Consider the following 20,833-nt stretch of genomic DNA (forward strand, 5'->3'; position numbering starts at 1 on the left):
CTTTTAAACAAACTACAACATGGGTAATTATTTTGATAACCTTAGTTGAAAACTTTACATTTGCCGAAGTAAAAAAATAATTAAAGAACATAATGAACATACCAGCTGAATTAAAATATACAAAAGACCACGAATGGGTTAAGATAGATGGTGATATTGCTACGGTAGGTATTACAGATTTCGCACAAGGTGAATTAGGTGATATTGTTTATGTAGAAGTGGACACTTTAGATGAAACTTTAGATCGTGAGGCTATTTTTGGAACTGTTGAAGCGGTAAAAACGGTATCTGATTTATTCTCTCCTTTATCTGGTGAAATAGTTGAATTCAATGAAGGTTTAGAAGATGAGCCGGAAAAAGTGAATTCAGATCCTTATGGTGAAGGATGGATGGTAAAAATTAAGTTCAGTGACGCAAGTGAGCTAGAAGATTTGCTAAGCGATGTTGCGTATAAAGAGATTATAGGTGGTTAAAAACACTTTTTTTAAAGTACTTTTTGTAAGCTGGATCATGTTCGTAACATTTTCCAGCTTATTTTCTTTATCAGGTGTTGGTACCTCTAGGTTCAATATACCGCATATGGATAAAGCTGTACATTTTACTTTTTACTCGGTTATGGTAGTTCTGGGGTACATGGCAATAAGGAATAAAACCGACCAACTCGAGAAGCGATCTAAGTTGTTGTGGTACATTGTTTTATTTGCTGTAATATACGGCATAATTATTGAGGTATTACAACATGTATTAACGACGGATAGGCATGGTGATCCTTTTGATGCATTGGCAAATTCAATAGGAGCATTTGTAGGAATGTTTGTAATAAGATTTCTGTTTTTTAGAACACCGTCGTTAAAATGAAAATTTTAGTTGCATTTTTATGGATTAATTAGTTAAATTAGCAATCACTAAATTGAATATATATGGAACCTAAAAAGAATCCAAAGGCGGATTTAACAAAGAACAGCAGTCTTTATTTCGTTATCGGTTTATTTGTAGTAATGTTATTTACTTTTATAGCATTTGAATGGAAAACCTATGATGAGGTAAATGATTATGATATTTCTATGAATGTGGATGATCTTTTAGATGAAGAAGTTCCAATGACAGAACAGATCAAAACTCCACCACCTCCACCGCCACCAGCTGCACCAGAAATTATTGAAGTTGTAGAAGATGAAGAAGAGGTTGAAGAAACTGTAATCGAGTCTACGGAAACTAGTCAAGAAGAAGAAATCGTTGAGGTTGAAGACGTTGTCGTAGAAGAAATCGAAGAGGATGTAGATGTACCTTTCGCAGTTATTGAAGATGTACCTGTATTTCCTGGTTGTGAAAACGAAAGCGATAAAAGAGCTTGTTTCAACAAAATGATTCAAAAGCACATTGGTAAAAACTTCCGTTATCCTGAAATTGCTCAAGAAATGGGTGTTCAAGGTAGAGTTAGTGTAATGTTCGTAATACAGAAAGACGGTAGTATTGGTAACGTTAGAATGCGTGGTCCAGATAAAAACCTAGAAAAAGAAGCTGCTAGAATTATCAGTAAGTTACCAAAGATGACTCCTGGTAAGCAAAGAGGTAGAGCTGTTCGTGTTCCTTTTAGTATTCCGATCAACTTTAAGTTACAATAAGATTATATTAGTATTTATATGTAAAAAGACCCTGAGCTTTGCTCAGGGTCTTTTTTTTGCTCTAAACTTTTTTAATGAATACCCGTACAAACATCAACGGTAATTGGAGTTTTCTGCTATTTCTTTTTAAGTGCAAATTGTAGCTCCTTCAATAAAGCTAGAAATAAAGGTTTTAGGTTGCAGAAATATGACTAGGGCGTTATCTTTGCAGACCTATTTTAAAAAGTATGAAGACGGCCGTTGGTTCGGCAAAGAATAGTGCATTTGCATTGATTTTTGCCGATTTTAAGGAGATTACTAAAGCTAGATTAGCTATAAGTGTCGTTTTTTCATCCATTGCAGGTTATTTTTTAGGTGCTTACGAAATTCAATGGACACAAGTGCTGTTATTGGCATTTGGCGGCTATTGTATGGTTGGGGCCAGTAATGCCTATAACCAGGTCATAGAAAAAGATTTGGACGCTTTAATGAAGCGGACACAAAATAGACCGATTCCAGCTGGGCGCATGTCTGTGAATATTGCCATGACCGTAGCAATTGTTCTTACAGTATTGGGGGTATTGTCTCTTTATCTATTAAACTCCAAAACTGCCATGTTCGGTGCTATTTCAATATTTCTATATACAAGCGTGTACACACCTTTAAAAACGATAACGCCATTGGCGGTATTTGTTGGTGCTATACCAGGTGCTATTCCTTTTATGTTGGGCTGGGTTGCAGCTACCGATGATTTTGGAATAGAACCCGGTACGTTATTTATGATTCAATTTTTTTGGCAGTTTCCACATTTTTGGGCGTTAGGTTGGATGTTAGATGAAGATTATAAAAGTGGTGGTTTTAAAATGCTTCCAACAGGCAAAAAAGACGCGGCAACGGTGCTTCAGATAATAATGTATACTATTTGGATGATGGCGGTTTCGATAATTCCCGTATTTGGTATAACCGGTAGATTGCATTTATCGATTGTTTCTGCGGTAATTGTCTTTTTAATGGGGGCTGTAATGTTGGGTTATGCTTTTCAGTTATATAGAAAAAGGGATAATGTATCCGCAAGAAAATTAATGCTTGCAAGTGTTAGTTATATAACGTTGATGCAAATAGTATATGTAGTAGATAAATTTTTAGCTTAATTATGGATTTAACACAAGGAACGGAAGCAGAGAAAAGAGCTAGGGCAAAAAAAATGATGCTCTGGTTCGGTATTATAAGTCTTCTAATGAGTTTTGCAGGTTGGACAAGTGCTTATATCGTAAGTCGCTCAAGAGAAGATTGGATTAGTGAAATTCAATTGCCGAATGCTTTTTTATATAGTACCATCGTCATTATCATTAGTAGCTTTAGTTATATGCTTGCAAAAAAAGCTATTAAAGATGGTGAAGGTGCCAGTGGTACTAAATGGCTTTGGATAACGTTAGGTTTAGGTATTCTATTTGTGTTACTTCAGTTTTCTGGTTTTTCACAAATGGTTGCTCAAGGATATTATTTTACGGGACCAACAAGTGGTATTAAAGTATCCTTTGTATTTTTAATAGCAATGGTGCATGTTGTGCATGTTGTAGCAGGTATGATATCTTTATTGGTGGTATTGTATAATCAAAACAAAGGAAAATATAGTCCAGAGGACTATTTAGGTGTTACCTTAGGGGCTACATTTTGGCATTTTTTAGATTTATTATGGATCTATTTAGTGTTATTTATGTTCTTTGTAAAATAAAAATTGAATCAAAATTAGTTTTGGGGCAAATTGCGTTTTTAAATAGTTCAAAAAGATGTAAATTTGCTAAAGTTTTATTAAAACGATAAATAATTATATGAATTCTACGGTGACTACGGGAACGGAAACAAGCGTATGGGGCGGAGGTAATCAACCCTTAGGAGCAAGCTATGGTAAAATGATGATGTGGTTTTTCATTGTTTCGGATGCTTTGACTTTCTCTGGATTTTTAGCAGCTTACGGCTTTTCAAGATTTAAGTTTATTGAAACATGGCCAATTGCGGACGAGGTGTTTACACACGTTCCTTTCTTTCATGGTAATTATCCCATGATTTATGTGGCTTTTATGACTTTTGTTTTAATTATGTCTTCTGTAACTATGGTATTAGCTGTAGATGCAGGTCATAAGATGAAGAAAAATGCCGTTATCTGGTACATGTTCGCTACCGTTATCGGAGGTATTATTTTCGTAGGTTCTCAAGCATGGGAATGGGGTACTTTTATAAAAGGTGATTACGGTGCCTTAGAAACTAAAGGTGGTAGAATATTACAGTTTGTAAAAGCTGATACAGGAGAAAGAGCAGCTATATCCGATTTCGCAGCATCGATTCCCGATTCAAGAGTTGTGCATGAAAGAAAGAACGGTATTTGGTTTTATCAAGAACCAGGTCTTACAAGCGTTTCTTTAAAAGAAGTGGTTGAAGGTTTTAAGGCTGATTCTAATATTTTGATCAGAACCGAGACGATTAATGAAGAAGGTGAAAAAACACTTTTAGACAGAAAAGCTTCTTTGGCTAAATTGGCAGATGCTACCCAAGTGGTGGAAGGTGCTAACTTAATTCATAATGAATACGGTAGCAGATTATTTGCTGACTTCTTTTTCTTCATCACAGGTTTTCACGGTTTCCACGTATTTTCCGGTGTAGTGATCAATATTATTATTTGGTTTAATGTTATTCTTGGTACATACGAAAGAAGAGGGCATTATGAAATGGTAGAAAAAGTTGGTTTATACTGGCACTTTGTAGATTTAGTTTGGGTATTCGTATTTACCTTTTTCTACTTGGTATAATCCTTTTAACAAAAAACAGCATTACTGTAAATAGAATTTTAGATTAAAGTAACATGGCAGACGGACATAAATTAGAGATTTTTAGAGGGCTTGTAAAGTTCAAATCTAACACACAGAAAATCTGGGGAGTATTGGCTTTTTTGACGTTGATAACCGCCGTAGAAGTAGTTTTAGGTATCATTAAACCAGAGTCGTTAACAGATACTTATGTACTTGGAATGAAATTGATCAACTGGGTATTTATTATTTTGACCTTGGTTAAGGCATATTATATAGCATGGGATTTTATGCACTTGCGTGATGAAAAATCTTCTTTACGAAGAGCTATAGTCTGGACTCCGATTTTCTTAGTAGTTTATTTGACCTTCATTCTCTTGGTAGAAGCAGATTATATTTATAATGTTTACAAGGATGGTTTTATAAGTTGGAACTTCTAGGTTATAATTAACAATATTAAAAGACGGTTTTAAAACCGTCTTTTTTATTTTTGTATACTTTGTATTCAAAGTTTATTACATTGAAAACTATAGTGTATTTCAATAACTTGCCTTTCTAATTTATGAAAAAGACTTTTGTTCTTGTTGTCTTGTTTGTGCTTCCTATAGTAGCATATATGTTCTTTGCTTCTGGGGTTACTAACTTTGGTAAATTGTCTCAGTTGACCAAGAATGTTCAAGAACTGAACTTCTCTTCTGAAACCCAGTTAAAAGATAAAATTACGGTATTGGGTTTCTTAGGCTCTAATGTAGAAGGTAGAAAGGGCAATGCCTTTAACTTAAATCAAAAGATATATAAGCGCTTCTACGAGTTTAACGATTTTCAATTTGTTATGATGGTTGCTCCAGAAGATAAACCTCAAGTAGAAGAGCTTAAAAAGGAGTTGGCAACTTTAGCCGATAATGACAAGTGGAAATTTGTTTACGCAAATAGCGAACAAATAAATACTCTTTTTACTAGTCTAAAGACCGATATTGAATTAGATACTAAAAATAGTAGCCCTTATGTTTTTATCATAGATAAAGACTTGACTTTAAGAGGTAGGTCTGATGATGAAGATGACGGAACCAAATATGGCTTTAATTCAAATTCTGTTGCGGATTTAAATAATAAGATGGTAGATGATATTAAAATTATTTTGGCTGAATATCGACTTGCCTTAAAAAAGAATAATGCAGATAGATCTAAATAATGAATAAAAAATACACATACGTTTGGGTTTCGTTAATTGTTCTAATCTTTGGAATCATTGTAATTCCAAGAATAGTAAATAGATTATCTGATGGTTCGGTAGTTGAAAATGACCGTTTAAATACATCTAGCGAAATTGAAAACGAGAAACTTGGTTACATTTTGCTTAATGGTAAACGTAGAAGAGTACCTTCTTTTCAATTTATAAATCAAGATAGTATTCAAGTTTCGGATAAGGAATATTTGGGTAAAGTATATGTTGTAGATTTCTTTTTTACAAGATGTCCAAGTATTTGCCCGGTGATGACAACGAATTTGGTGAACATTCAAAAACATTTTGAAAACGAAGAAGACTTCGCTATAGCATCTTTCAGTATTACCCCAAAATTTGATACCCCAGAAGTACTAAGGGAATATCAGGAAAAGTATAATATACAAGAAGGTAATTGGAATTTAATGACAGGTGACCAAGAAGCTATTTATGATCTTGCAAATGCCGGTTTCAATATCTTTGCTGCAGAAATGCCAGATGCACCTGGTGGGTTTGAGCATTCGGGTTTATTTGCTTTGGTTGATAAAGAGGGCTATTTAAGATCTAGAATAGATGAGTTCGGAAATCCTATTGTATATTACCGCGGTGCTATTTTGGAGGAAAAAGGAACCAATGATCATGGTGAAACGGAAGAAATAGGTATACTTAAAGCCGATATAAAAAAGTTGTTAGAAGAATAAGAGTACAGATATGCAAGGGAAGGTTCAAAACGAAAAAAAATTTAATAGGCTTATCGCAGTGGTTTCTATAATTATACCCATAGTTGTAGCGGTGCTATTTGGGGTTAAATTACCCAATGTCGAACCTTTGTCATTTTTACCTCCTATTTATGCTGCTATAAATGGTTTAACGGCAGTTTTACTTTTAGTGGCTGTATGGGCTATAAAAAATGGTAATGAAAAATTACACCAGAATTTAATGACAACCAATATTGTGTTGTCCTTGTTATTTCTGGTAATGTATATTGCTTACCACATGACTTCCGATTCAACGAGTTACGGTGGAGATGGTGCAATTAAATATGTGTATTATTTTATTTTGATAACACATATCGTATTGTCTATCGCATTGATCCCTTTAGTGTTAAAAACCTATGCGATGGCTTATTTGGGCAAGTTTGAAGATCATAGGGCCTTGGCAAAATATACCTTTCCTATATGGTTATATGTTGCTGTTACCGGTGTAGTGGTTTATTTAATGATATTTCCTTATTATGCATACTAAACAAATATTTTGGATTTTGGCACTGGTTGTTTTTTTGGCTCCAATAGATGTTGAAGCTCAATGTGCGATGTGCAGGGCAGTTCTGGAAAGTGAATCTACCGGAAAGGCTGCAGAAGGAATAAATAACGGTATAGTTTATTTAATGGCAGTACCCTATGTTTTGGTCGCTGGTCTTTTCTATTTTATCTACAGAAAAATGAGAGCTTAATACTCATTCTTAATTTTTTTAAAAAAAACTGTAACATTTTCATTATTGGTTAGTCTTATGATTGTGTGACACTTGTGTTACGCTCATCAATCAATCATACTAATCAATCAATCTTATGTTCGATCTTGAACGTTGGCAAGAAATTTTCGATACTATTCGCAAGAATAAACTACGTACTTTTCTTACCGGTCTTTCCGTAGCTTCCGGCATTTTCATTCTGGTTATCTTATTGGGTTTTGGTCAGGGCATGCAAAATGGTATCGCCAAAGAGTTTGAGCAAGATGCGGCTACAAGTGTTTGGGTTTGGCCTGGTGTAACTACAATTGGTTATAAGGGTATGAACCCCGGCAGACCTATTCAGTTTAGAAACGAGAATTATGATATGGCCGGTGTTTTGTTTCAGGAACAAATTGAAAACAAATCACCTAGATTATTTGTTAGAGATGTATTTGTCAATTATGGTAGCGAATCGTTAGCATATAATGTGCAAGGGGTTTCACATCAATTTCAGTTTATAGAGAATGAGTTTATGACCCTTGGCAGATTTCTTAATCAGCAAGATGGTGATACAAAAGCCAAAGTTGCCATTATCAGCAACAAGATAAATAGGGAGGTATTTCATGAATTGGAAAGTCCTATCGGCGAGTATTTGGATTTGTCCGGTATTCCTTTCAAGATTGTTGGGGTATATGGTGATATTGGCGGGGAACGTGAAGAAGATAGAATATACATTCCCGTAAGTACTGCACAACAAGTTTTCAATGGGGCTGATCGTTTAAACAACCTTAGTTATACACTTCCACCAATGGAAGACTTTGAAGCGGCGGTACAGCAATCCATCAAATTTAAGAACGACTTAAAGTCTTATTTGCAAAAAGTACATACGGTAGCTCCAGAAGATACTAGTGCAATACAAGTGTACAACCCTATGGAAGAGGCTAAACGTTTTTATGCCTTAATGGGGGGTATAAAATTCTTCTTTTGGTTTGTAGGGGTATGTACCATTATAGCTGGTATTGTTGGGGTAAGTAACATTATGCTGATAGTGGTTAAAGAACGCACTAGAGAGATAGGAATTCGAAAAGCGCTAGGTGCAAAACCATGGTCTATTGTAGGTATGATTTTGCACGAAGCCATTTTTATTACTGCAATTGCCGGTTTTACGGGACTTATTTTGAGTATGGGGTTACTGGAAATCGTAGGTCCGCATGTAGAAGTAGATTATGTTTTAAATCCGTCAGTGAATTTCAATGTGGCTTTAACAACAGTTTTTGTGCTGATCGTAGCAGGTGCTATTGCTGGGTTTTTTCCGGCTTGGAGGGCTGCCAAAATCCATGTGATAGAAGCGCTTCGTGATGAATAGTTTAAAAGAATTAGGTGTAATTAATAAGATATGACCAATGTTCAATAGAGACCGATGGAAGGAAATCTTGGAAGTTTTATCTAGTAATGTTTTTAGAACATTGGCTACCTCTTTTGGTGTGGGTTGGGGAATTTTTATTTTGATTATTCTACTGGCCGCTGGTAAAGGTCTTGAGAACGGTATTAGAGCAGATTTTGGAGATATAGCTACAAATACAATGTTCATGTGGTCAAGGAATACTACAATGCCCTACAAAGGATTGCCTAAAGGAAGGCGTTTTAGTTTTAAACTGGAAGATGTACAAGCTATCAAAGACAATGTACCCAATTTACGCTTTATATCTCCTCGTAATCAATTAGGCGGTTTTAGAGGGTCGAATAATGTGGTTCGCGGATTGCGTACAGGAGCGTTTAATGTATATGGAGATTATCCTGAAATTATTAAACAAGAACCTATGACCATAACCTCGGGTAGGTTCGTTAACCATAATGATATTCAAGATAAAAGAAAGGTTGCCGTTATTGGCGGCGGAGTAAGAAATGAACTTTACGATAAAGGTGAAACGGTATTAGGTACTTATATAAAAATACAGGGTGTCAACTTTATGGTTGTGGGTACGTACCAAAAGAAAGATGATGGTGGAGGTGAAGAAGGTCAAAAAGAAATTTATGTGCCGTTCACTGCTTTTTCACAAGCTTTTAATACCAGTAATGATGTGGGTTGGATGGCCATTACGGCCAATGATGGTAGCTCTATATCTAACCTTAAGGAAAAAATAGTGGGTGTAGTGAAGGAGAAAAGAAAGGTTCATCCAGATGATAAGCGTGCGGTAGGGTACTTTGACCTATACGAACAGTTTAACCGAGTTGAAAGTTTGTTTGGCGCGCTACGTTGGGTAGCTTACTTTGTGGGTGTACTGGTTTTACTTTCAGGAATTATTGGGGTAAGTAATATTATGCTTATCGTCATAAAAGAACGAACAAAAGAAATAGGTATTCGTAGAGCATTGGGCGAAGCACCTTGGTCCATAAAAAAGCAGATTTTAATGGAATCTATATTTCTAACCATCATTTCAGGAATGATCGGTATTGTTTTCGGTGCGACATTTATTTATGGGGTAAATGCTGTGTTAGATTCCGTAGGTCCGGTAGATATGTTTATTAACCCAAGTGTAAGTTTGGCCGTTGTGGTCAGTGCACTGATTATTTTAGTGTTTTCTGGTTTACTGGCAGGTTTCATTCCTGCACAAAGTGCCATTAAGATCAGACCAATAGAAGCATTAAGAACAGAATAATTCATCAACAAAATTTAATCGATCATAAAATGAAAAAGTCAACAACTATTATTGTACTCCTGGTTATTGTTTTCGCCTTTGGCGGATCAATGTTTTACCTCTATTCAAAAAATGCGGAAGACCCTGTTGTCTATTTAACCGAAGAACCTACCAAACAAACTATTATTAAGAAAACGATGGCAACGGGTAGTATTCTTCCCTTAGAAGAGGTGCTAATAAAACCGAATATTTCTGGAGTAATAGAAAAGATATTTGTGGAAGGGGGAGACTATGTGAAATCGGGTGATTTATTATGTACGATAAAGGTAGTCCCCAATTTAAGTGCCTTGAACGATGCTAGAAATAATATTGACGAGGCTAAAATTGATTTAGATGATCAATTACGAAATCTAGAGCGACAAAAGGGCCTGTTCTCTAAAGGGGTAATTTCAAAGGTAGATCTAGAACGTGCCCAGGTAAGTTATGATCAATCTAAACAGTCTTATGCAGCAGCTAATAAAAGATATGATATTGTAAAAACAGGTACAACTTCAGGGTATGGTAATGCCGCCAATACACAGATTAGGGCTACGGTGAGCGGTATGGTCTTAGAAGTGCCGGTAGAGGTAGGTAACCAAGTTATTGAAAGCAATAATTTTAATGAGGGTACTACTATAGCCGCTATTGCAGATGTTGATAAAATGATTTTTGAAGGAAAGGTCGATGAGTCTGAAGTGGGTAAAATAAAAGAGGATCTCCCGTTAGAAATAACCGTTGGTGCAATTGAGGATAAAATTTTTGATGCCGTATTGGATTATATCGCGCCAAAAGGAAATGAAGAAAATGGAGCCATACAATTTGAAATAAAGGGAACGCTCAAAAAACAAGATTCGGTATTTATTAGAGCGGGTCTAAGTGCCAATGCCTCTATTATTTTGGCACGTGCAGATAGTGTTCTAGCTGTAAAAGAGGCCTTGGTTCAATTTGATGATAAAACCAAAAAGCCCTTTGTTGAAATCGAATCTGGCGATCAGCAATTTGAAAGACGTGATATCGAATTGGGTATTAGCGATGGTATTCATGTACAGATCAATTCAGGTATTGAGGAAGGGGAGAAAATTAAGGTGTGGAACGAGATAAAGCCCGATGAGCTTGCCGAGAATTAATAAAATAAAAAATATAGTTTAATTGATGTAACAAATTTATGACTGCATAGTCTAATGAATAGACAATGTAAAAATTGTTCAAAACAACAACCAACATGATTCAAATTAAAGATCTTCACAAGTCCTATAAAATGGGCAAGAATTCACTACATGTTCTTAAGGGAATAAACTTCAATGTCGAGGAAGGTGAGTTGGTAGCTATTATGGGTTCATCTGGTTCAGGTAAATCCACCCTATTAAACATTTTAGGGATGTTGGATAGTTCTGATTCCGGAGAGTATATACTGGATAATGTTCCAATCAAAAATCTAAATGAAACCAAGGCAGCTAGATATAGAAACAAGTTTTTAGGCTTTGTTTTTCAATCCTTCAATCTCATCAATTATAAAAGTGCTGCAGAGAATGTTGCCTTGCCTTTATATTACCAAAAAGTACCAAGAAAAGAACGTCAAGAAAAATCTTTAAAATACTTGGAGCAGGTTGGGTTGAAAGAATGGGCAGGTCATTTGCCAAGTGAGCTTTCTGGTGGTCAAAAACAACGTGTGGCCATAGCAAGGGCATTGGCGGCCGAACCCAAGGTATTACTTGCCGATGAGCCTACCGGGGCATTGGATAGTAAAACATCTTATGAGGTTATGGACTTGATACAGAAAATTAACGATGCTGGAAATACGATACTAATTGTTACGCACGAACCTGATATTGCCGATATGTGCAAGCGTATTGTTCATTTAAAGGATGGGATTATTATTGAGGATAAGAAAATAGAACAAGTAAGAGCCGAGCAGTATGTTTGATAGAGACATTTGGCAAGAAATATATCATAGTATAAGCAACAACAAGCTTAGAACTTTCCTGACCGGATTTTCCGTGGGCTGGGGTATATTTATTTTGGTACTGCTTTTAGCTTCTGTAAAAGGTATGCAGAATGGTTTTACCTTACAGTTCAACGATGATGCTACAAATTCAATTTTTGTTAGAACAGGAACGACCTCAATGGCATATGGAGGTTTTGAGGCCGGTAGAAGAGTTCAATTGACCAATGATGATATTGAATACATCAAAAGAAGTTTTCCAAATGATATAGAGTACATAAGCCCTCGAGTATATCAAAATACATCGGCACGTTATAAGAGCGAAACGGGTAGTTATAATATTCAGGCCGTTTACCCAGATCACCAGGCAATAGAAAAAACCATAGTCAATAAAGGACGATTCATCAATACCAATGACTTGCTTAATGCCTCAAAGGTTGCGGTGATTGGGAGAAAGGTAGAGGAGGACTTGTTTAAGAACGAAGACGCTATAGGTAAATTTGTAGAGTTCAACGGTCTCCCGTTTAGGGTGATCGGTACATTTACCGATGACGGTGATGATAATGCAGAACGTAACATCTATGCACCTACAAGTACTTACCAAAGAATGTACGGTCAAACAGATCATATTGATCAAATAGCATTGACCTATAACCCAAACTACGATCTAACCGAAGCACTTGCTTTTTCAGATAGATTGGAGAGTGTTTTTAAAAGAAGATTTAAAATAGCTCCACAAGACCAAGCGGGTATAAGAGTCTTTAATTACGCAGAGGTATTTGAGAATATCAGCAATTTTACTGGTGGGTTAGATGTTGCAGTAATTATCGTTGGTCTGTTGATTTTGTTATCGGGTATTGTTGGTATCGGTAATATCATGGTATTCATAATCAAGGAAAGAACAAAAGAAATAGGTGTACGTAAAGCTTTGGGAGCAGAGCCATGGTCAATTATAAAGCTTGTATTGTTCGAGTCTGTTTTTATAACGGCATTGTCAGGTTTTATTGGTTTGGGTATAGCAACAGGCTTATTGGCCGCCATTGGTCCAAATATTCAGACCGATGCTTTTGCAAATCCATCCGTAAGTATGTCTATGGTAGTAACAGCTACTATAATATTAGTAGTAGCAGGGGTGCTGGCAGGGTTGATTCCCGCAATGAAGGCAGCTAAAGTAAAACCGATCGTAGCATTAACCGATAAATAATATGTGGATACTAGATAGAGATTTATGGTCAGAGATTTTTGCCACATTAGGTAAAAACATGTTCCGGACATTTTTAACCATGTTAGGGGTTATTATTGCTATGGTCATATTAGTGCTTTTATTAGGTGGAGCCAACGGTATGAGTAATGGCTTTCAAAAAATATTCGCAGGTACGGCATCCAATAGTCTGTTCGTTTGGAGCCAAAGCACATCTGAACCCTATAAAGGATTTGAAAGAGGACGTAGAATTCAGTTTAAATTAGAAGATGCTACCATTCTTAAAAATCAAATACCTGAAATTGAAGTTTTGGCTCCCAGAATAGAATTAGGTAGTCATAGAGGTGTAGTTACGGTTTATAGAAAGGGACTTACCAGTGGTTCGGCGGTGTATGGAGATTATCCTAACATTGACGAAATCATGAAAAAGAAACTGGTTGAGGGTAGGTTTCTTAACGAGAATGATATGTCCGAGTCTAAAAAAGTATGTGTTATTGGTGAGGAAACTTATAAGTTACTTTTTGAAAAAGGAGAAAATGCCATTGGTGAAGATGTGCGTATCAACGGAGTGTTTTTCAATATCGTAGGGATATATAAACCAAATCAGAATATTAATATTGATGGTGAGAATTCAATTTATATTCCTTTTTCCACTTTTCAAAAAGCCTTTGGTTCGGGGGATAGAATGGGCTGGATGGCAATTTCGGTTGAGGCAGATTCTAAGGTGCCCGTTGTTGAAAGTAAAATCAAGCGATTATTAAAGAACAAATATGATATTAACCCTATTGATGAACGTGCTATCGGCAGTTTTGATATGTCTGAGGTTTTTAACAATGTATCTGCCTTTACCGGGGTGTTACAAGGGGTATCTTTTTTCGTAGGAATATTAACGTTGCTTGCTGGGGTAATTGCCATAAGTAACATTCTCTTGATCACCGTAAAAGAACGTACAAAGGAAATAGGAATTAGACGTGCATTAGGGGCAACTCCAAAAGTGGTGAAAAGACAAATAGTTTTAGAATCTATCGTAATTACAGTATTTGCCGGTTTTGTTGGTTTCGCTATTGCCGTAGGTTTCTTGGCATTGGCAAATAATATGATAGGTGAAAATAGCGACATGCCATTTTATAACCTAATGATCAATATTCCGCAGTTCGTTGGTTCCTTTATTTTAATGGTAGGCTTAAGTGTTTTAATAGGATTGATTCCAGCAAACCGTGCCATCAGAATAAAACCGATTGACGCATTAAGAGAAGAGTAACAGACCAAATAAAAAAAGTAAATAACAATCAAATAGTTGAGCATGAACAAGTATGTAAAGTACACATTAATAGGGATATTGATTATAGGTATTCTGGCAGCAGTAGTCTATTTTCTAAAAAAGAATAGTACCCCTTTAAAAACATATGAAACTGAAACCGTAGAGAAAAGAAATATTACCAATAAGGTAGTTGTTACCGGTAAGGTTATACCTCAAGATGAAATTGAGATCAAACCTCAAATTTCAGGAATCATTCAAAAAGTATATTTAGAAGAAGGTGTACAGGTAAAGGCTGGAGATTTGATTGCAACAATTAAAGTTGTACCTAACGAGCAGTCATTGAACCAGGCACGTGGTAGGGTAAATAATGCTAAAATTGCATTGAACAATACAAAAATCGAATATGATCGTAATAAATCTTTGTTCGATAAAGGTGTAATCTCCAGTCAAGATTTCAATGCATTGCAACTTCAATATGACCAGGCTACGCAAGAGTTACAAAATGCACAGGCAGATTATCAAATTATCAGAGTTGGTTCTGCAGGAGGTTCTTCGAGTGCCAATACCAATATTAGAGCGACAGTAACCGGTACTTTATTGGAGATACCTGTTGAAGTGGGTGATCAGGTTATTGAAAGTAACAATTTTAATGATGGTACCACAATTGCTTTTATCGCTGATATGTCAAAAATGATTTTTGAAGGTGAAGTAGATGAGGCAGAAGTTGGTAAGTTAAAAGTGGGCATGCCATTAGAGATTAGTATGGGTGCTTTGCAAGATGCAAAATTCGATGCAAAATTGAAATTCATAGCTCCTAAAGGTGTTGAAGAAGAAGGAGCCGTTCAATTTAGAATTGAAGGTGATCTTGCGGTTTCTGACAGTACAAATATAAGAGCGGGTTACAGTGCAAATGCGGCCATTGTTTTAGAAGAGAAAAAAGACGTGCTTTCTATTAAAGAAGCGTTGTTACAGTTCGACAAGGAGACCAACAAACCTTATGTAGAAGTTGAAACGGGAGAGAACGAGTTTGAAAAAAGAGAGTTGGAACTTGGTGTTAGTGATGGTATTGACGTAGAAATACTTTCTGGTCTCGATGAAAACGCCAAGATAAAGGTCTGGAACAAATTAGAGGCTAAAAGCGACGGAGAGGGACCAAGGGAAGATTAAGAACAATCAATCAAATCAAAAAACGAATCGTTCAACCTATGTATAGGTTGTATTAAAAATGAATCAAATGAAAGTAAAAATCACAGGATTACTACTATTATGTTCTGTAGTGATGGGTATGGCGCAACAAAAGAAGTGGACACTAGAAGAGTGCGTTCTTTATGCTGTTGAGAACAACCTTACCGTAGAGCAATATGAATTAGATTTAGAGAACGCTAAAATTGACGAGTCTGATGCCATTGGCGCATTATTGCCAAATTTAAATGGAACTTTGCAGGCCTCTGCAAATACAGGTCTTGCTTTAGATCCAACTACCAATAATTTGGTATCTGCTACTATTTTTTCAGCGCAAGGCGATTTAACTTCATCGGTTACTTTGTTTGATGGTCTCAGAAATTATAATCGTATCGAAAGGGCAAAATTGAATGGTATTGCCAATCAGTACCGTTTAGATGATATAAAGGATGATATAAAATTAAATGTAGCCAATGCATATTTGCAGGTGTTGTCCAATAAAGAATCTTTAAAGGTTTTTAAAGCGCAATTAGCGGTCACGGAGCAAGATTTAAAACGTACCAAAGAATTGGTGGAATCAGGTGTTGTGGCTCGTGGAGATTTATTGGAAATTGAAGCAACGGCTGCAGGTCAAGAACAGCAAATTATCAATGCGCAAAATTTGATATTGATTTCCAAGCTTAACTTGGCACAGTTGCTCAGTATAACCGATTACGAAAACTTTGATATTGCAGATGAAGAGTTCGATATTCCTCCATCTGATATTTTAAACAATTCTGCCAAAATCATTTTTGATACGGCATTGACATTTAGAAATGATATTAAAATGGCCTTGTCTGGTGTTGAACTTGCGCAAAAAGATTTGGAGATTGCAAAAGGCGCTAAATACCCTAGCGTTGGTGCATTTATCAATTATAATACAAGATATTCTGATCAAAATAACGATCCTTTTACAGGTGAGGCAATTCCTTTTAAAGATCAACTATATATCAATGATGGTATTTCTTATGGTGCTCAAATGAGTATTCCTATTTTTAATGGTTGGAGTGTTAGAAATAATATTAAAAGATCACAGATAGGTGTTGATTTAGCTCAAATAGAGTATGAAAGAACAAAACTACAATTAGAGACCGATGTGAACCAGGCATACGTAGATGTAACCAGTTTTTATAAAGCATATGAAGCTGCTCAGAAAACGTTGGAAGCAAGAAGCCTTGCCTATCAATATTCAAAAGAGCGTTTTGATGTAGGTTTGATGAATGCATTTGATTTTAGTCAAGCGCAGGCACGAGTAGATAATGCCGAAGCAGAAGTTATTAGAACGAAGTACGACTATATTTTTAGATTAAAAATATTGGAATTCTATTTCGGAATTCCTATTTCCTTAGAATAAATACAATAGTTAGTGATAATTAAGCCTGTAACATTTTAATGTTACAGGCTTAATCATTTTATAGTATGTAATACCTTTGTATTATGGGAATATTATTAAACCTAGAGACATCATCTACCAATTGTTCTGTCTGTATAGCTAAAGACGGAGAAATACTTGCAATGCAAGAATTAAATTCTGCCAACTACTCGCATGCAGAAAAGCTTCACCTATTTATTGAAGAAGTAGTACAAGAGGCTTCTCTGAAAATGGAAGATATAGAGGCTGTAGCGGTAAGTAAAGGTCCGGGTTCTTATACAGGACTCAGAATTGGAGTTTCCGCTGCAAAGGGCTTATGTTATGCGTTAGGCATCCCGTTAATATCTGTCTCAACTCTAAAAAGTATGGCATCGCAAATTAAAATCAAAGAAGATGAGGTTTTGATACCTGTTTTAGATGCGAGACGTATGGAGGTGTATTCTGCGATATTCGATGCTGACCTACATCAAATAAAGGAAACCAAAGCTGAAATTATAGATGAACATTCCTTTGTGGAATACATCAACGCTAAATCTGTTCATTTTTTAGGAAGCGGAGCAGAGAAAATAAAGGAGTTGTTTACTGATTCATCAATAAATTATCACTGTGAAGTAGTTCCGTCCGCTAGAGAAATGGCTTCTATTTCAGCGGATAAATTTAATGCATCGGAATTTGAAGATGTAGCGTATTTTGAACCCTATTATCTTAAAGACTTTGTACTTCAAACCAAGAAGGCAAAATCGTAAAAATCCAATAAAAAAGGTCCTTGTTTAACAAGGACCTTTTTTTATATAAAATTTCGAAATAACTTAAGCCTGTACTTGAGTAATAACTCTTTGAGGAAATGGAATTTCAATTCCTGCTTCGTCAAAACGTTTTTTTGTTTCTTCTCTTAGATAAAAGTGTGCTGGCCAAAACTTATCGTTACTTGCCCACCATCGTAATGAAATATCTACCGAGCTATCTCCTAAATTTCCAACATATACTTCTGGTGCCGGTGATTTTGCAATTTTATCATTTTCAGCACATATTTGAAGTAAAATTTCTTTCGCTTTTTTGATGTTACTACTGTACCCAATACCAATTACAAAATTTTCACGTCTTGTGCCTTCGCCGTTATAGTTAACGATATTGTCATTTGATAATTTTCCGTTAGGTATAATCGCTATCTGGTTTTCAAAGGTATTTAGTTTTGTGGTGAAAATAGAAATCTCTTTAACAGATCCGCTAACACCTTGGGCAGAAATCCAATCTCCTATTTTAAATGGCTTGAACAATAAAATTAGTACGCCACCCGCAAAATTTGCTAAAGAACCCTGTAATGCCAAACCTATTGCTAAACCGGCAGAAGCCAATATAGCGACTAATGAAGAAGTTTGAACCCCTAATTGGGTAATAACCAATACAAATAAGATGATTTTTAAGCCTATACTGATGAAACTTTGCAGAAAAGATTCCAATGCTTGATCATAATCTTTTTTAGCAAAGAATTTACGAACTAGTTTATTAACTACTCTAATAATATAAATACCTATTAATAAAGTGAAAATTGCCCACAATAAATGCGGTAAAGCAGCCCAGATCCACTCTATTGCTTTGTCTGCATGTTCTTTAATGTTTGTAATCTCGTCCATAAAAATAAATGTTGTTTAAAGGGGGTTAACTTAATTATACCTTTTTGACTAGATGTTACTTTTAGGCCATTATTCTGTTAATCGATCGAACTAATAAGGTCCAAGGCTTTTGATGGTTCTTCAACGGGCATTTGACAGCTACCGTGATTGCACACATATATAAGCGTCTTGTTCATGACATACCTATTCATTAATAATGGTAAGTTACTAGTCTTAGCATTTGAAGCAGCAAAGATAGTGTTCGGTAGGTAGTTCTTCATAAGGTTTTTGCATATGAGTTCAAAGTTTTCACCAATAGCGACAACTTCAAAGAAATTCTCGCTCATAAGCTGCGCCAAGTGAAGCCAGTTAGCATGATTTTGTGGGTTTTTAGTAATTGCAGGCTTCATTGTTTTCATGATGGTATTCAGTAGAACATCTAAATTATCTTCTGGAAAATATTTAGATAACTTATGCAGATTATGAGCCATTATAGAGTTTGATGAGGGTATTACATTGTCTGCAACTTCAATCGTTTTTCGAATTAATTTGTCTTCTTTGTTAGATGTGAAAAAGAATAGTCCGGTTTCGGTATCGGAGAAATGATTGATAACATAGTTGGTTAACCGTAAGCTTTCGTTTAGCCAATTTTCATCAAAGGAAATTTCATATAACCCAATAAAAGCATCTATTATGGATGCGTAATCTTCTAGAAACCCATGAATGGTGCTTTTACCGTTTTTATGATTATGATACAAACCACCGTCATTCGTACTCATTTTATCTAAGATGCAATCAGCATTTTTTAAAGCGAGTTCTTTATATTTTTCTTCTTCTAAATAACGGTAGGCATCTGTAAGACCTTTTAATGCAAGTCCGTTCCAAGAGGTTAAAATCTTATCATCTAATCTTGGTTTTTTGCGTTTTGCCCTTTCTTTTTTCAACAGGGCAAGAGAGTTTGATATGATTTCTTTCAATTCTATTTTAGTGATGGAATGCTTCATGGCAATATCCAAAGCTTCCCCATCTCTTATAAGCACATAGTTATCTTCTTCCCACAAGCCATAAGAGTTGATGTTGAAATAATCGGCAAAAATGGGGTAGTCACTCTTTAATATGTCTTTTAACTGACTTTCTTGCCAGACATAGTATGCGCCTTCAACTAGTTTGTTATCAGTAGTTAAACTGTCGGCATCTAACGAAGAATAAAATCCATTTTTTTTGTCCAGTAGTTCTTCTTCAAGAAAAGTAACACTATCTTCTACGATACTTTTGTAAAGCTCATTTTTAGTAGCGGCATAGGCGTTGGAGTAAAGACTAATCAATAGCCCGTTGTCATACAGCATTTTTTCAAAATGAGGAACATGCCATTTGGTATCAACGGAATATCGAGAAAAACCACCACCTACATGATCAAAAATTCCGCCCCATGCCATTCTGGTTAAAGTGGTATTCACGTATTCACGAATATTCTCATCTTCCTTAACGTGCGAATAATGCAGAAGAAAATTAAGGTTCACAGGCATCATAAACTTAGGTGCTCGCTTATATCCGCCTAAAAATGTATCGAAATAGTTAGACCAATCGGCGACCATATTATCTATTTCCTCACCTTGAATAAAATCTTGATTGTTTTCTGTAACTATTGCATTAATCTCCTTAAGGCCATGTGCCATATTTTCGGCATAGCCAATGATTTTTTTGGGATCTTCAATGTATAATTGTTGTAGTTGGTTCAGCACCTGAATCCAATCTTGTTTTTTTACGTACTTAGCGCCCCAAAAAGGTCTGCCGTCGGGTAGCGCCAGTATATTTAATGGCCAGCCGCCACTACCGGTCATCATTTGTAGTGCATCCATATAAATATGGTCAATATCCGGCCGCTCTTCTCTGTCGACTTTTATATTGATGAAATGCGCATTCATGGTCTTTGCAACTTCTTCATCTTCAAAACACTCATGCTCCATTACATGACACCAATGACACGCTGCATAACCTATGCTGATTAATATTAGTTTGTTCTCGTCTTTTGCTTTTTGCAATGTGGCATCGTTCCAAGCTTCCCATTGCACGGGATTGTGGGCATGCTGCAATAAGTACGGACTACTTTCTTTTATAAGGTTATTGGTATGCTTCTGTGGAGTTGGCATAAAAAGGGTAATTAGTTTTAAGACAAAAAAAGCGCCGAAAGGCGCTTTTCTATATGCTTATTTTATATTATTTCACTTCAAAAGTGATTTTTACATTTACTCTGTAATTTTTGATTTTTCCATCTTCAACGGTTGCACTTTGCTCGTTGATATATACAGACTTGATGTTTTTAACGGATTTAGATGCTTCTGCAACTGCTTGCTTTGCTGCATCTTCCCATCCGTTGTCAGAATTTGCTAAAATTTCGATTACTTTTAAAACTGCCATAATTAATGATTTTTAGATTTCCTACAAGTTACGAAAATAGAAGGCAA

At 35.8% G+C, this 20,833-nt stretch carries 23 protein-coding genes; 20 read left to right on the top strand and 3 right to left on the bottom strand.

Annotated elements, in window-relative coordinates; translation table 11 throughout:
- Positions 1 to 92: 92 nt before the first annotated feature.
- The 20 genes from gcvH (at position 93) to tsaB (ending at position 17,501) form a co-directional block, all read left to right on the top strand.
- A complete protein-coding gene (gene gcvH, locus EXIGUO8A_RS10025) occupies positions 93 to 473 on the top strand; it encodes a glycine cleavage system protein GcvH (RefSeq protein WP_159303018.1) in 381 nt (126 codons plus the stop codon).
- A 37-nt stretch (positions 474 to 510) separates the two neighbouring features.
- Entirely contained in the window at positions 511 to 858 is a 348-nt protein-coding gene (locus EXIGUO8A_RS10030) for a VanZ family protein (protein ID WP_159303019.1), read from the top strand.
- Positions 859 to 920: 62 nt separating this feature from the next.
- The gene (locus EXIGUO8A_RS10035; protein ID WP_116770326.1) at positions 921 to 1,625 is read left to right on the top strand and encodes an energy transducer TonB; all 705 of its coding nucleotides are present in this window, start codon (positions 921 to 923) and stop codon (positions 1,623 to 1,625) included.
- A gap of 227 nt (positions 1,626 to 1,852) precedes the next feature.
- Entirely contained in the window at positions 1,853 to 2,755 is a 903-nt protein-coding gene (gene cyoE / locus EXIGUO8A_RS10040; RefSeq protein WP_159303020.1) for a heme o synthase, read from the top strand.
- A 2-nt stretch (positions 2,756 to 2,757) separates the two neighbouring features.
- Positions 2,758 to 3,339 carry a cytochrome c oxidase subunit 3 gene (locus EXIGUO8A_RS10045; protein ID WP_159303021.1) on the top strand — a complete coding sequence of 194 codons (582 nt, stop codon included), beginning with the start codon at positions 2,758 to 2,760 and terminating at the stop codon, positions 3,337 to 3,339.
- A gap of 97 nt (positions 3,340 to 3,436) precedes the next feature.
- Positions 3,437 to 4,411 (top strand): cytochrome c oxidase subunit 3, encoded by a 975-nt coding sequence (locus tag EXIGUO8A_RS10050; protein WP_159303022.1) that lies wholly within the window; start codon positions 3,437 to 3,439, stop codon positions 4,409 to 4,411.
- A 53-nt stretch (positions 4,412 to 4,464) separates the two neighbouring features.
- On the top strand, positions 4,465 to 4,848 hold the full coding sequence (locus EXIGUO8A_RS10055) for a cytochrome C oxidase subunit IV family protein (RefSeq protein WP_116770330.1): 384 nt from the start codon (positions 4,465 to 4,467) through the stop codon (positions 4,846 to 4,848).
- 122 nt (positions 4,849 to 4,970) lie between these two features.
- The gene (locus EXIGUO8A_RS10060; protein WP_159303023.1) at positions 4,971 to 5,600 is read left to right on the top strand and encodes a hypothetical protein; all 630 of its coding nucleotides are present in this window, start codon (positions 4,971 to 4,973) and stop codon (positions 5,598 to 5,600) included.
- Entirely contained in the window at positions 5,600 to 6,331 is a 732-nt protein-coding gene (locus tag EXIGUO8A_RS10065) for an SCO family protein (RefSeq protein ID WP_159303024.1), read from the top strand. Before EXIGUO8A_RS10060 ends, EXIGUO8A_RS10065 begins: the two co-directional genes overlap by 1 nt.
- A gap of 10 nt (positions 6,332 to 6,341) precedes the next feature.
- The gene (locus EXIGUO8A_RS10070) at positions 6,342 to 6,875 is read left to right on the top strand and encodes a DUF420 domain-containing protein (RefSeq protein ID WP_159303025.1); all 534 of its coding nucleotides are present in this window, start codon (positions 6,342 to 6,344) and stop codon (positions 6,873 to 6,875) included.
- Complete coding sequence (locus tag EXIGUO8A_RS10075; protein ID WP_159303026.1) at positions 6,865 to 7,083, top strand: hypothetical protein; 219 nt, start codon at positions 6,865 to 6,867, stop codon at positions 7,081 to 7,083. The genes EXIGUO8A_RS10070 and EXIGUO8A_RS10075 overlap by 11 nt, the downstream gene beginning before the upstream one ends.
- Positions 7,084 to 7,198: 115 nt before the next feature.
- Positions 7,199 to 8,446 (top strand): ABC transporter permease, encoded by a 1,248-nt coding sequence (locus EXIGUO8A_RS10080; protein WP_159303027.1) that lies wholly within the window; start codon positions 7,199 to 7,201, stop codon positions 8,444 to 8,446.
- Positions 8,447 to 8,483: 37 nt separating this feature from the next.
- Entirely contained in the window at positions 8,484 to 9,740 is a 1,257-nt protein-coding gene (locus EXIGUO8A_RS10085; RefSeq protein WP_159303028.1) for an ABC transporter permease, read from the top strand.
- Between the two features lie 29 nt (positions 9,741 to 9,769).
- Positions 9,770 to 10,885 carry an efflux RND transporter periplasmic adaptor subunit gene (locus EXIGUO8A_RS10090; protein ID WP_159303029.1) on the top strand — a complete coding sequence of 372 codons (1,116 nt, stop codon included), beginning with the start codon at positions 9,770 to 9,772 and terminating at the stop codon, positions 10,883 to 10,885.
- Positions 10,886 to 10,980: 95 nt separating this feature from the next.
- Positions 10,981 to 11,682, top strand: a complete 702-nt coding sequence (locus EXIGUO8A_RS10095; protein ID WP_159303030.1) for an ABC transporter ATP-binding protein — start codon at positions 10,981 to 10,983, stop codon at positions 11,680 to 11,682.
- Complete coding sequence (locus tag EXIGUO8A_RS10100) at positions 11,675 to 12,904, top strand: ABC transporter permease (protein WP_116770339.1); 1,230 nt, start codon at positions 11,675 to 11,677, stop codon at positions 12,902 to 12,904. Before EXIGUO8A_RS10095 ends, EXIGUO8A_RS10100 begins: the two co-directional genes overlap by 8 nt.
- Before the next feature lies 1 nt (position 12,905).
- Positions 12,906 to 14,162, top strand: a complete 1,257-nt coding sequence (locus EXIGUO8A_RS10105; protein ID WP_116770340.1) for an ABC transporter permease — start codon at positions 12,906 to 12,908, stop codon at positions 14,160 to 14,162.
- A gap of 42 nt (positions 14,163 to 14,204) precedes the next feature.
- Entirely contained in the window at positions 14,205 to 15,329 is a 1,125-nt protein-coding gene (locus EXIGUO8A_RS10110) for an efflux RND transporter periplasmic adaptor subunit (RefSeq protein WP_159303031.1), read from the top strand.
- A gap of 67 nt (positions 15,330 to 15,396) precedes the next feature.
- Positions 15,397 to 16,737 carry a TolC family protein gene (locus tag EXIGUO8A_RS10115; protein WP_159303032.1) on the top strand — a complete coding sequence of 447 codons (1,341 nt, stop codon included), beginning with the start codon at positions 15,397 to 15,399 and terminating at the stop codon, positions 16,735 to 16,737.
- Positions 16,738 to 16,820: 83 nt separating this feature from the next.
- Positions 16,821 to 17,501 carry a tRNA (adenosine(37)-N6)-threonylcarbamoyltransferase complex dimerization subunit type 1 TsaB gene (gene tsaB / locus EXIGUO8A_RS10120; RefSeq protein ID WP_159303033.1) on the top strand — a complete coding sequence of 227 codons (681 nt, stop codon included), beginning with the start codon at positions 16,821 to 16,823 and terminating at the stop codon, positions 17,499 to 17,501.
- 63 nt (positions 17,502 to 17,564) lie between these two features.
- Here the strand turns inward: tsaB and EXIGUO8A_RS10125 are convergent, their stop codons facing one another.
- The 3 genes from EXIGUO8A_RS10125 to EXIGUO8A_RS10135 form a co-directional block, all read right to left on the bottom strand.
- Positions 17,565 to 18,389, bottom strand: a complete 825-nt coding sequence (locus EXIGUO8A_RS10125; RefSeq protein ID WP_159303034.1) for a mechanosensitive ion channel family protein — start codon at positions 18,387 to 18,389, stop codon at positions 17,565 to 17,567.
- A 77-nt stretch (positions 18,390 to 18,466) separates the two neighbouring features.
- Positions 18,467 to 20,518, bottom strand: a complete 2,052-nt coding sequence (locus EXIGUO8A_RS10130; RefSeq protein WP_159303035.1) for a thioredoxin domain-containing protein — start codon at positions 20,516 to 20,518, stop codon at positions 18,467 to 18,469.
- Between the two features lie 67 nt (positions 20,519 to 20,585).
- Complete coding sequence (locus EXIGUO8A_RS10135) at positions 20,586 to 20,786, bottom strand: dodecin family protein (RefSeq protein ID WP_116770345.1); 201 nt, start codon at positions 20,784 to 20,786, stop codon at positions 20,586 to 20,588.
- Between the last annotated feature and the right edge of the window lie 47 nt (positions 20,787 to 20,833).

This window comes from Maribacter litoralis (assembly GCF_902506355.1).
GTDB classification, from domain to species: Bacteria; Bacteroidota; Bacteroidia; order Flavobacteriales; family Flavobacteriaceae; genus Maribacter; species Maribacter litoralis.

Bases quoted from the DNA above. Each gene is read 5' to 3' on its own strand.
- gcvH (WP_159303018.1), top strand. From the start codon at position 93: ATGAACATACCAGCTGAATTAAAATATACAAAAGACCACGAATGGGTT.
- EXIGUO8A_RS10030 (WP_159303019.1), top strand. From the start codon at position 511: ATGTTCGTAACATTTTCCAGCTTATTTTCTTTATCAGGTGTTGGTACC.
- EXIGUO8A_RS10035 (WP_116770326.1), top strand. From the start codon at position 921: ATGGAACCTAAAAAGAATCCAAAGGCGGATTTAACAAAGAACAGCAGT.
- cyoE (WP_159303020.1), top strand. From the start codon at position 1,853: ATGAAGACGGCCGTTGGTTCGGCAAAGAATAGTGCATTTGCATTGATT.
- EXIGUO8A_RS10045 (WP_159303021.1), top strand. From the start codon at position 2,758: ATGGATTTAACACAAGGAACGGAAGCAGAGAAAAGAGCTAGGGCAAAA.
- EXIGUO8A_RS10050 (WP_159303022.1), top strand. From the start codon at position 3,437: ATGAATTCTACGGTGACTACGGGAACGGAAACAAGCGTATGGGGCGGA.
- EXIGUO8A_RS10055 (WP_116770330.1), top strand. From the start codon at position 4,465: ATGGCAGACGGACATAAATTAGAGATTTTTAGAGGGCTTGTAAAGTTC.
- EXIGUO8A_RS10060 (WP_159303023.1), top strand. From the start codon at position 4,971: ATGAAAAAGACTTTTGTTCTTGTTGTCTTGTTTGTGCTTCCTATAGTA.
- EXIGUO8A_RS10065 (WP_159303024.1), top strand. From the start codon at position 5,600: ATGAATAAAAAATACACATACGTTTGGGTTTCGTTAATTGTTCTAATC.
- EXIGUO8A_RS10070 (WP_159303025.1), top strand. From the start codon at position 6,342: ATGCAAGGGAAGGTTCAAAACGAAAAAAAATTTAATAGGCTTATCGCA.
- EXIGUO8A_RS10075 (WP_159303026.1), top strand. From the start codon at position 6,865: ATGCATACTAAACAAATATTTTGGATTTTGGCACTGGTTGTTTTTTTG.
- EXIGUO8A_RS10080 (WP_159303027.1), top strand. From the start codon at position 7,199: ATGTTCGATCTTGAACGTTGGCAAGAAATTTTCGATACTATTCGCAAG.
- EXIGUO8A_RS10085 (WP_159303028.1), top strand. From the start codon at position 8,484: ATGTTCAATAGAGACCGATGGAAGGAAATCTTGGAAGTTTTATCTAGT.
- EXIGUO8A_RS10090 (WP_159303029.1), top strand. From the start codon at position 9,770: ATGAAAAAGTCAACAACTATTATTGTACTCCTGGTTATTGTTTTCGCC.
- EXIGUO8A_RS10095 (WP_159303030.1), top strand. From the start codon at position 10,981: ATGATTCAAATTAAAGATCTTCACAAGTCCTATAAAATGGGCAAGAAT.
- EXIGUO8A_RS10100 (WP_116770339.1), top strand. From the start codon at position 11,675: ATGTTTGATAGAGACATTTGGCAAGAAATATATCATAGTATAAGCAAC.
- EXIGUO8A_RS10105 (WP_116770340.1), top strand. From the start codon at position 12,906: ATGTGGATACTAGATAGAGATTTATGGTCAGAGATTTTTGCCACATTA.
- EXIGUO8A_RS10110 (WP_159303031.1), top strand. From the start codon at position 14,205: ATGAACAAGTATGTAAAGTACACATTAATAGGGATATTGATTATAGGT.
- EXIGUO8A_RS10115 (WP_159303032.1), top strand. From the start codon at position 15,397: ATGAAAGTAAAAATCACAGGATTACTACTATTATGTTCTGTAGTGATG.
- tsaB (WP_159303033.1), top strand. From the start codon at position 16,821: ATGGGAATATTATTAAACCTAGAGACATCATCTACCAATTGTTCTGTC.
- EXIGUO8A_RS10125 (WP_159303034.1), bottom strand. From the start codon at position 18,389: ATGGACGAGATTACAAACATTAAAGAACATGCAGACAAAGCAATAGAG.
- EXIGUO8A_RS10130 (WP_159303035.1), bottom strand. From the start codon at position 20,518: ATGCCAACTCCACAGAAGCATACCAATAACCTTATAAAAGAAAGTAGT.
- EXIGUO8A_RS10135 (WP_116770345.1), bottom strand. From the start codon at position 20,786: ATGGCAGTTTTAAAAGTAATCGAAATTTTAGCAAATTCTGACAACGGA.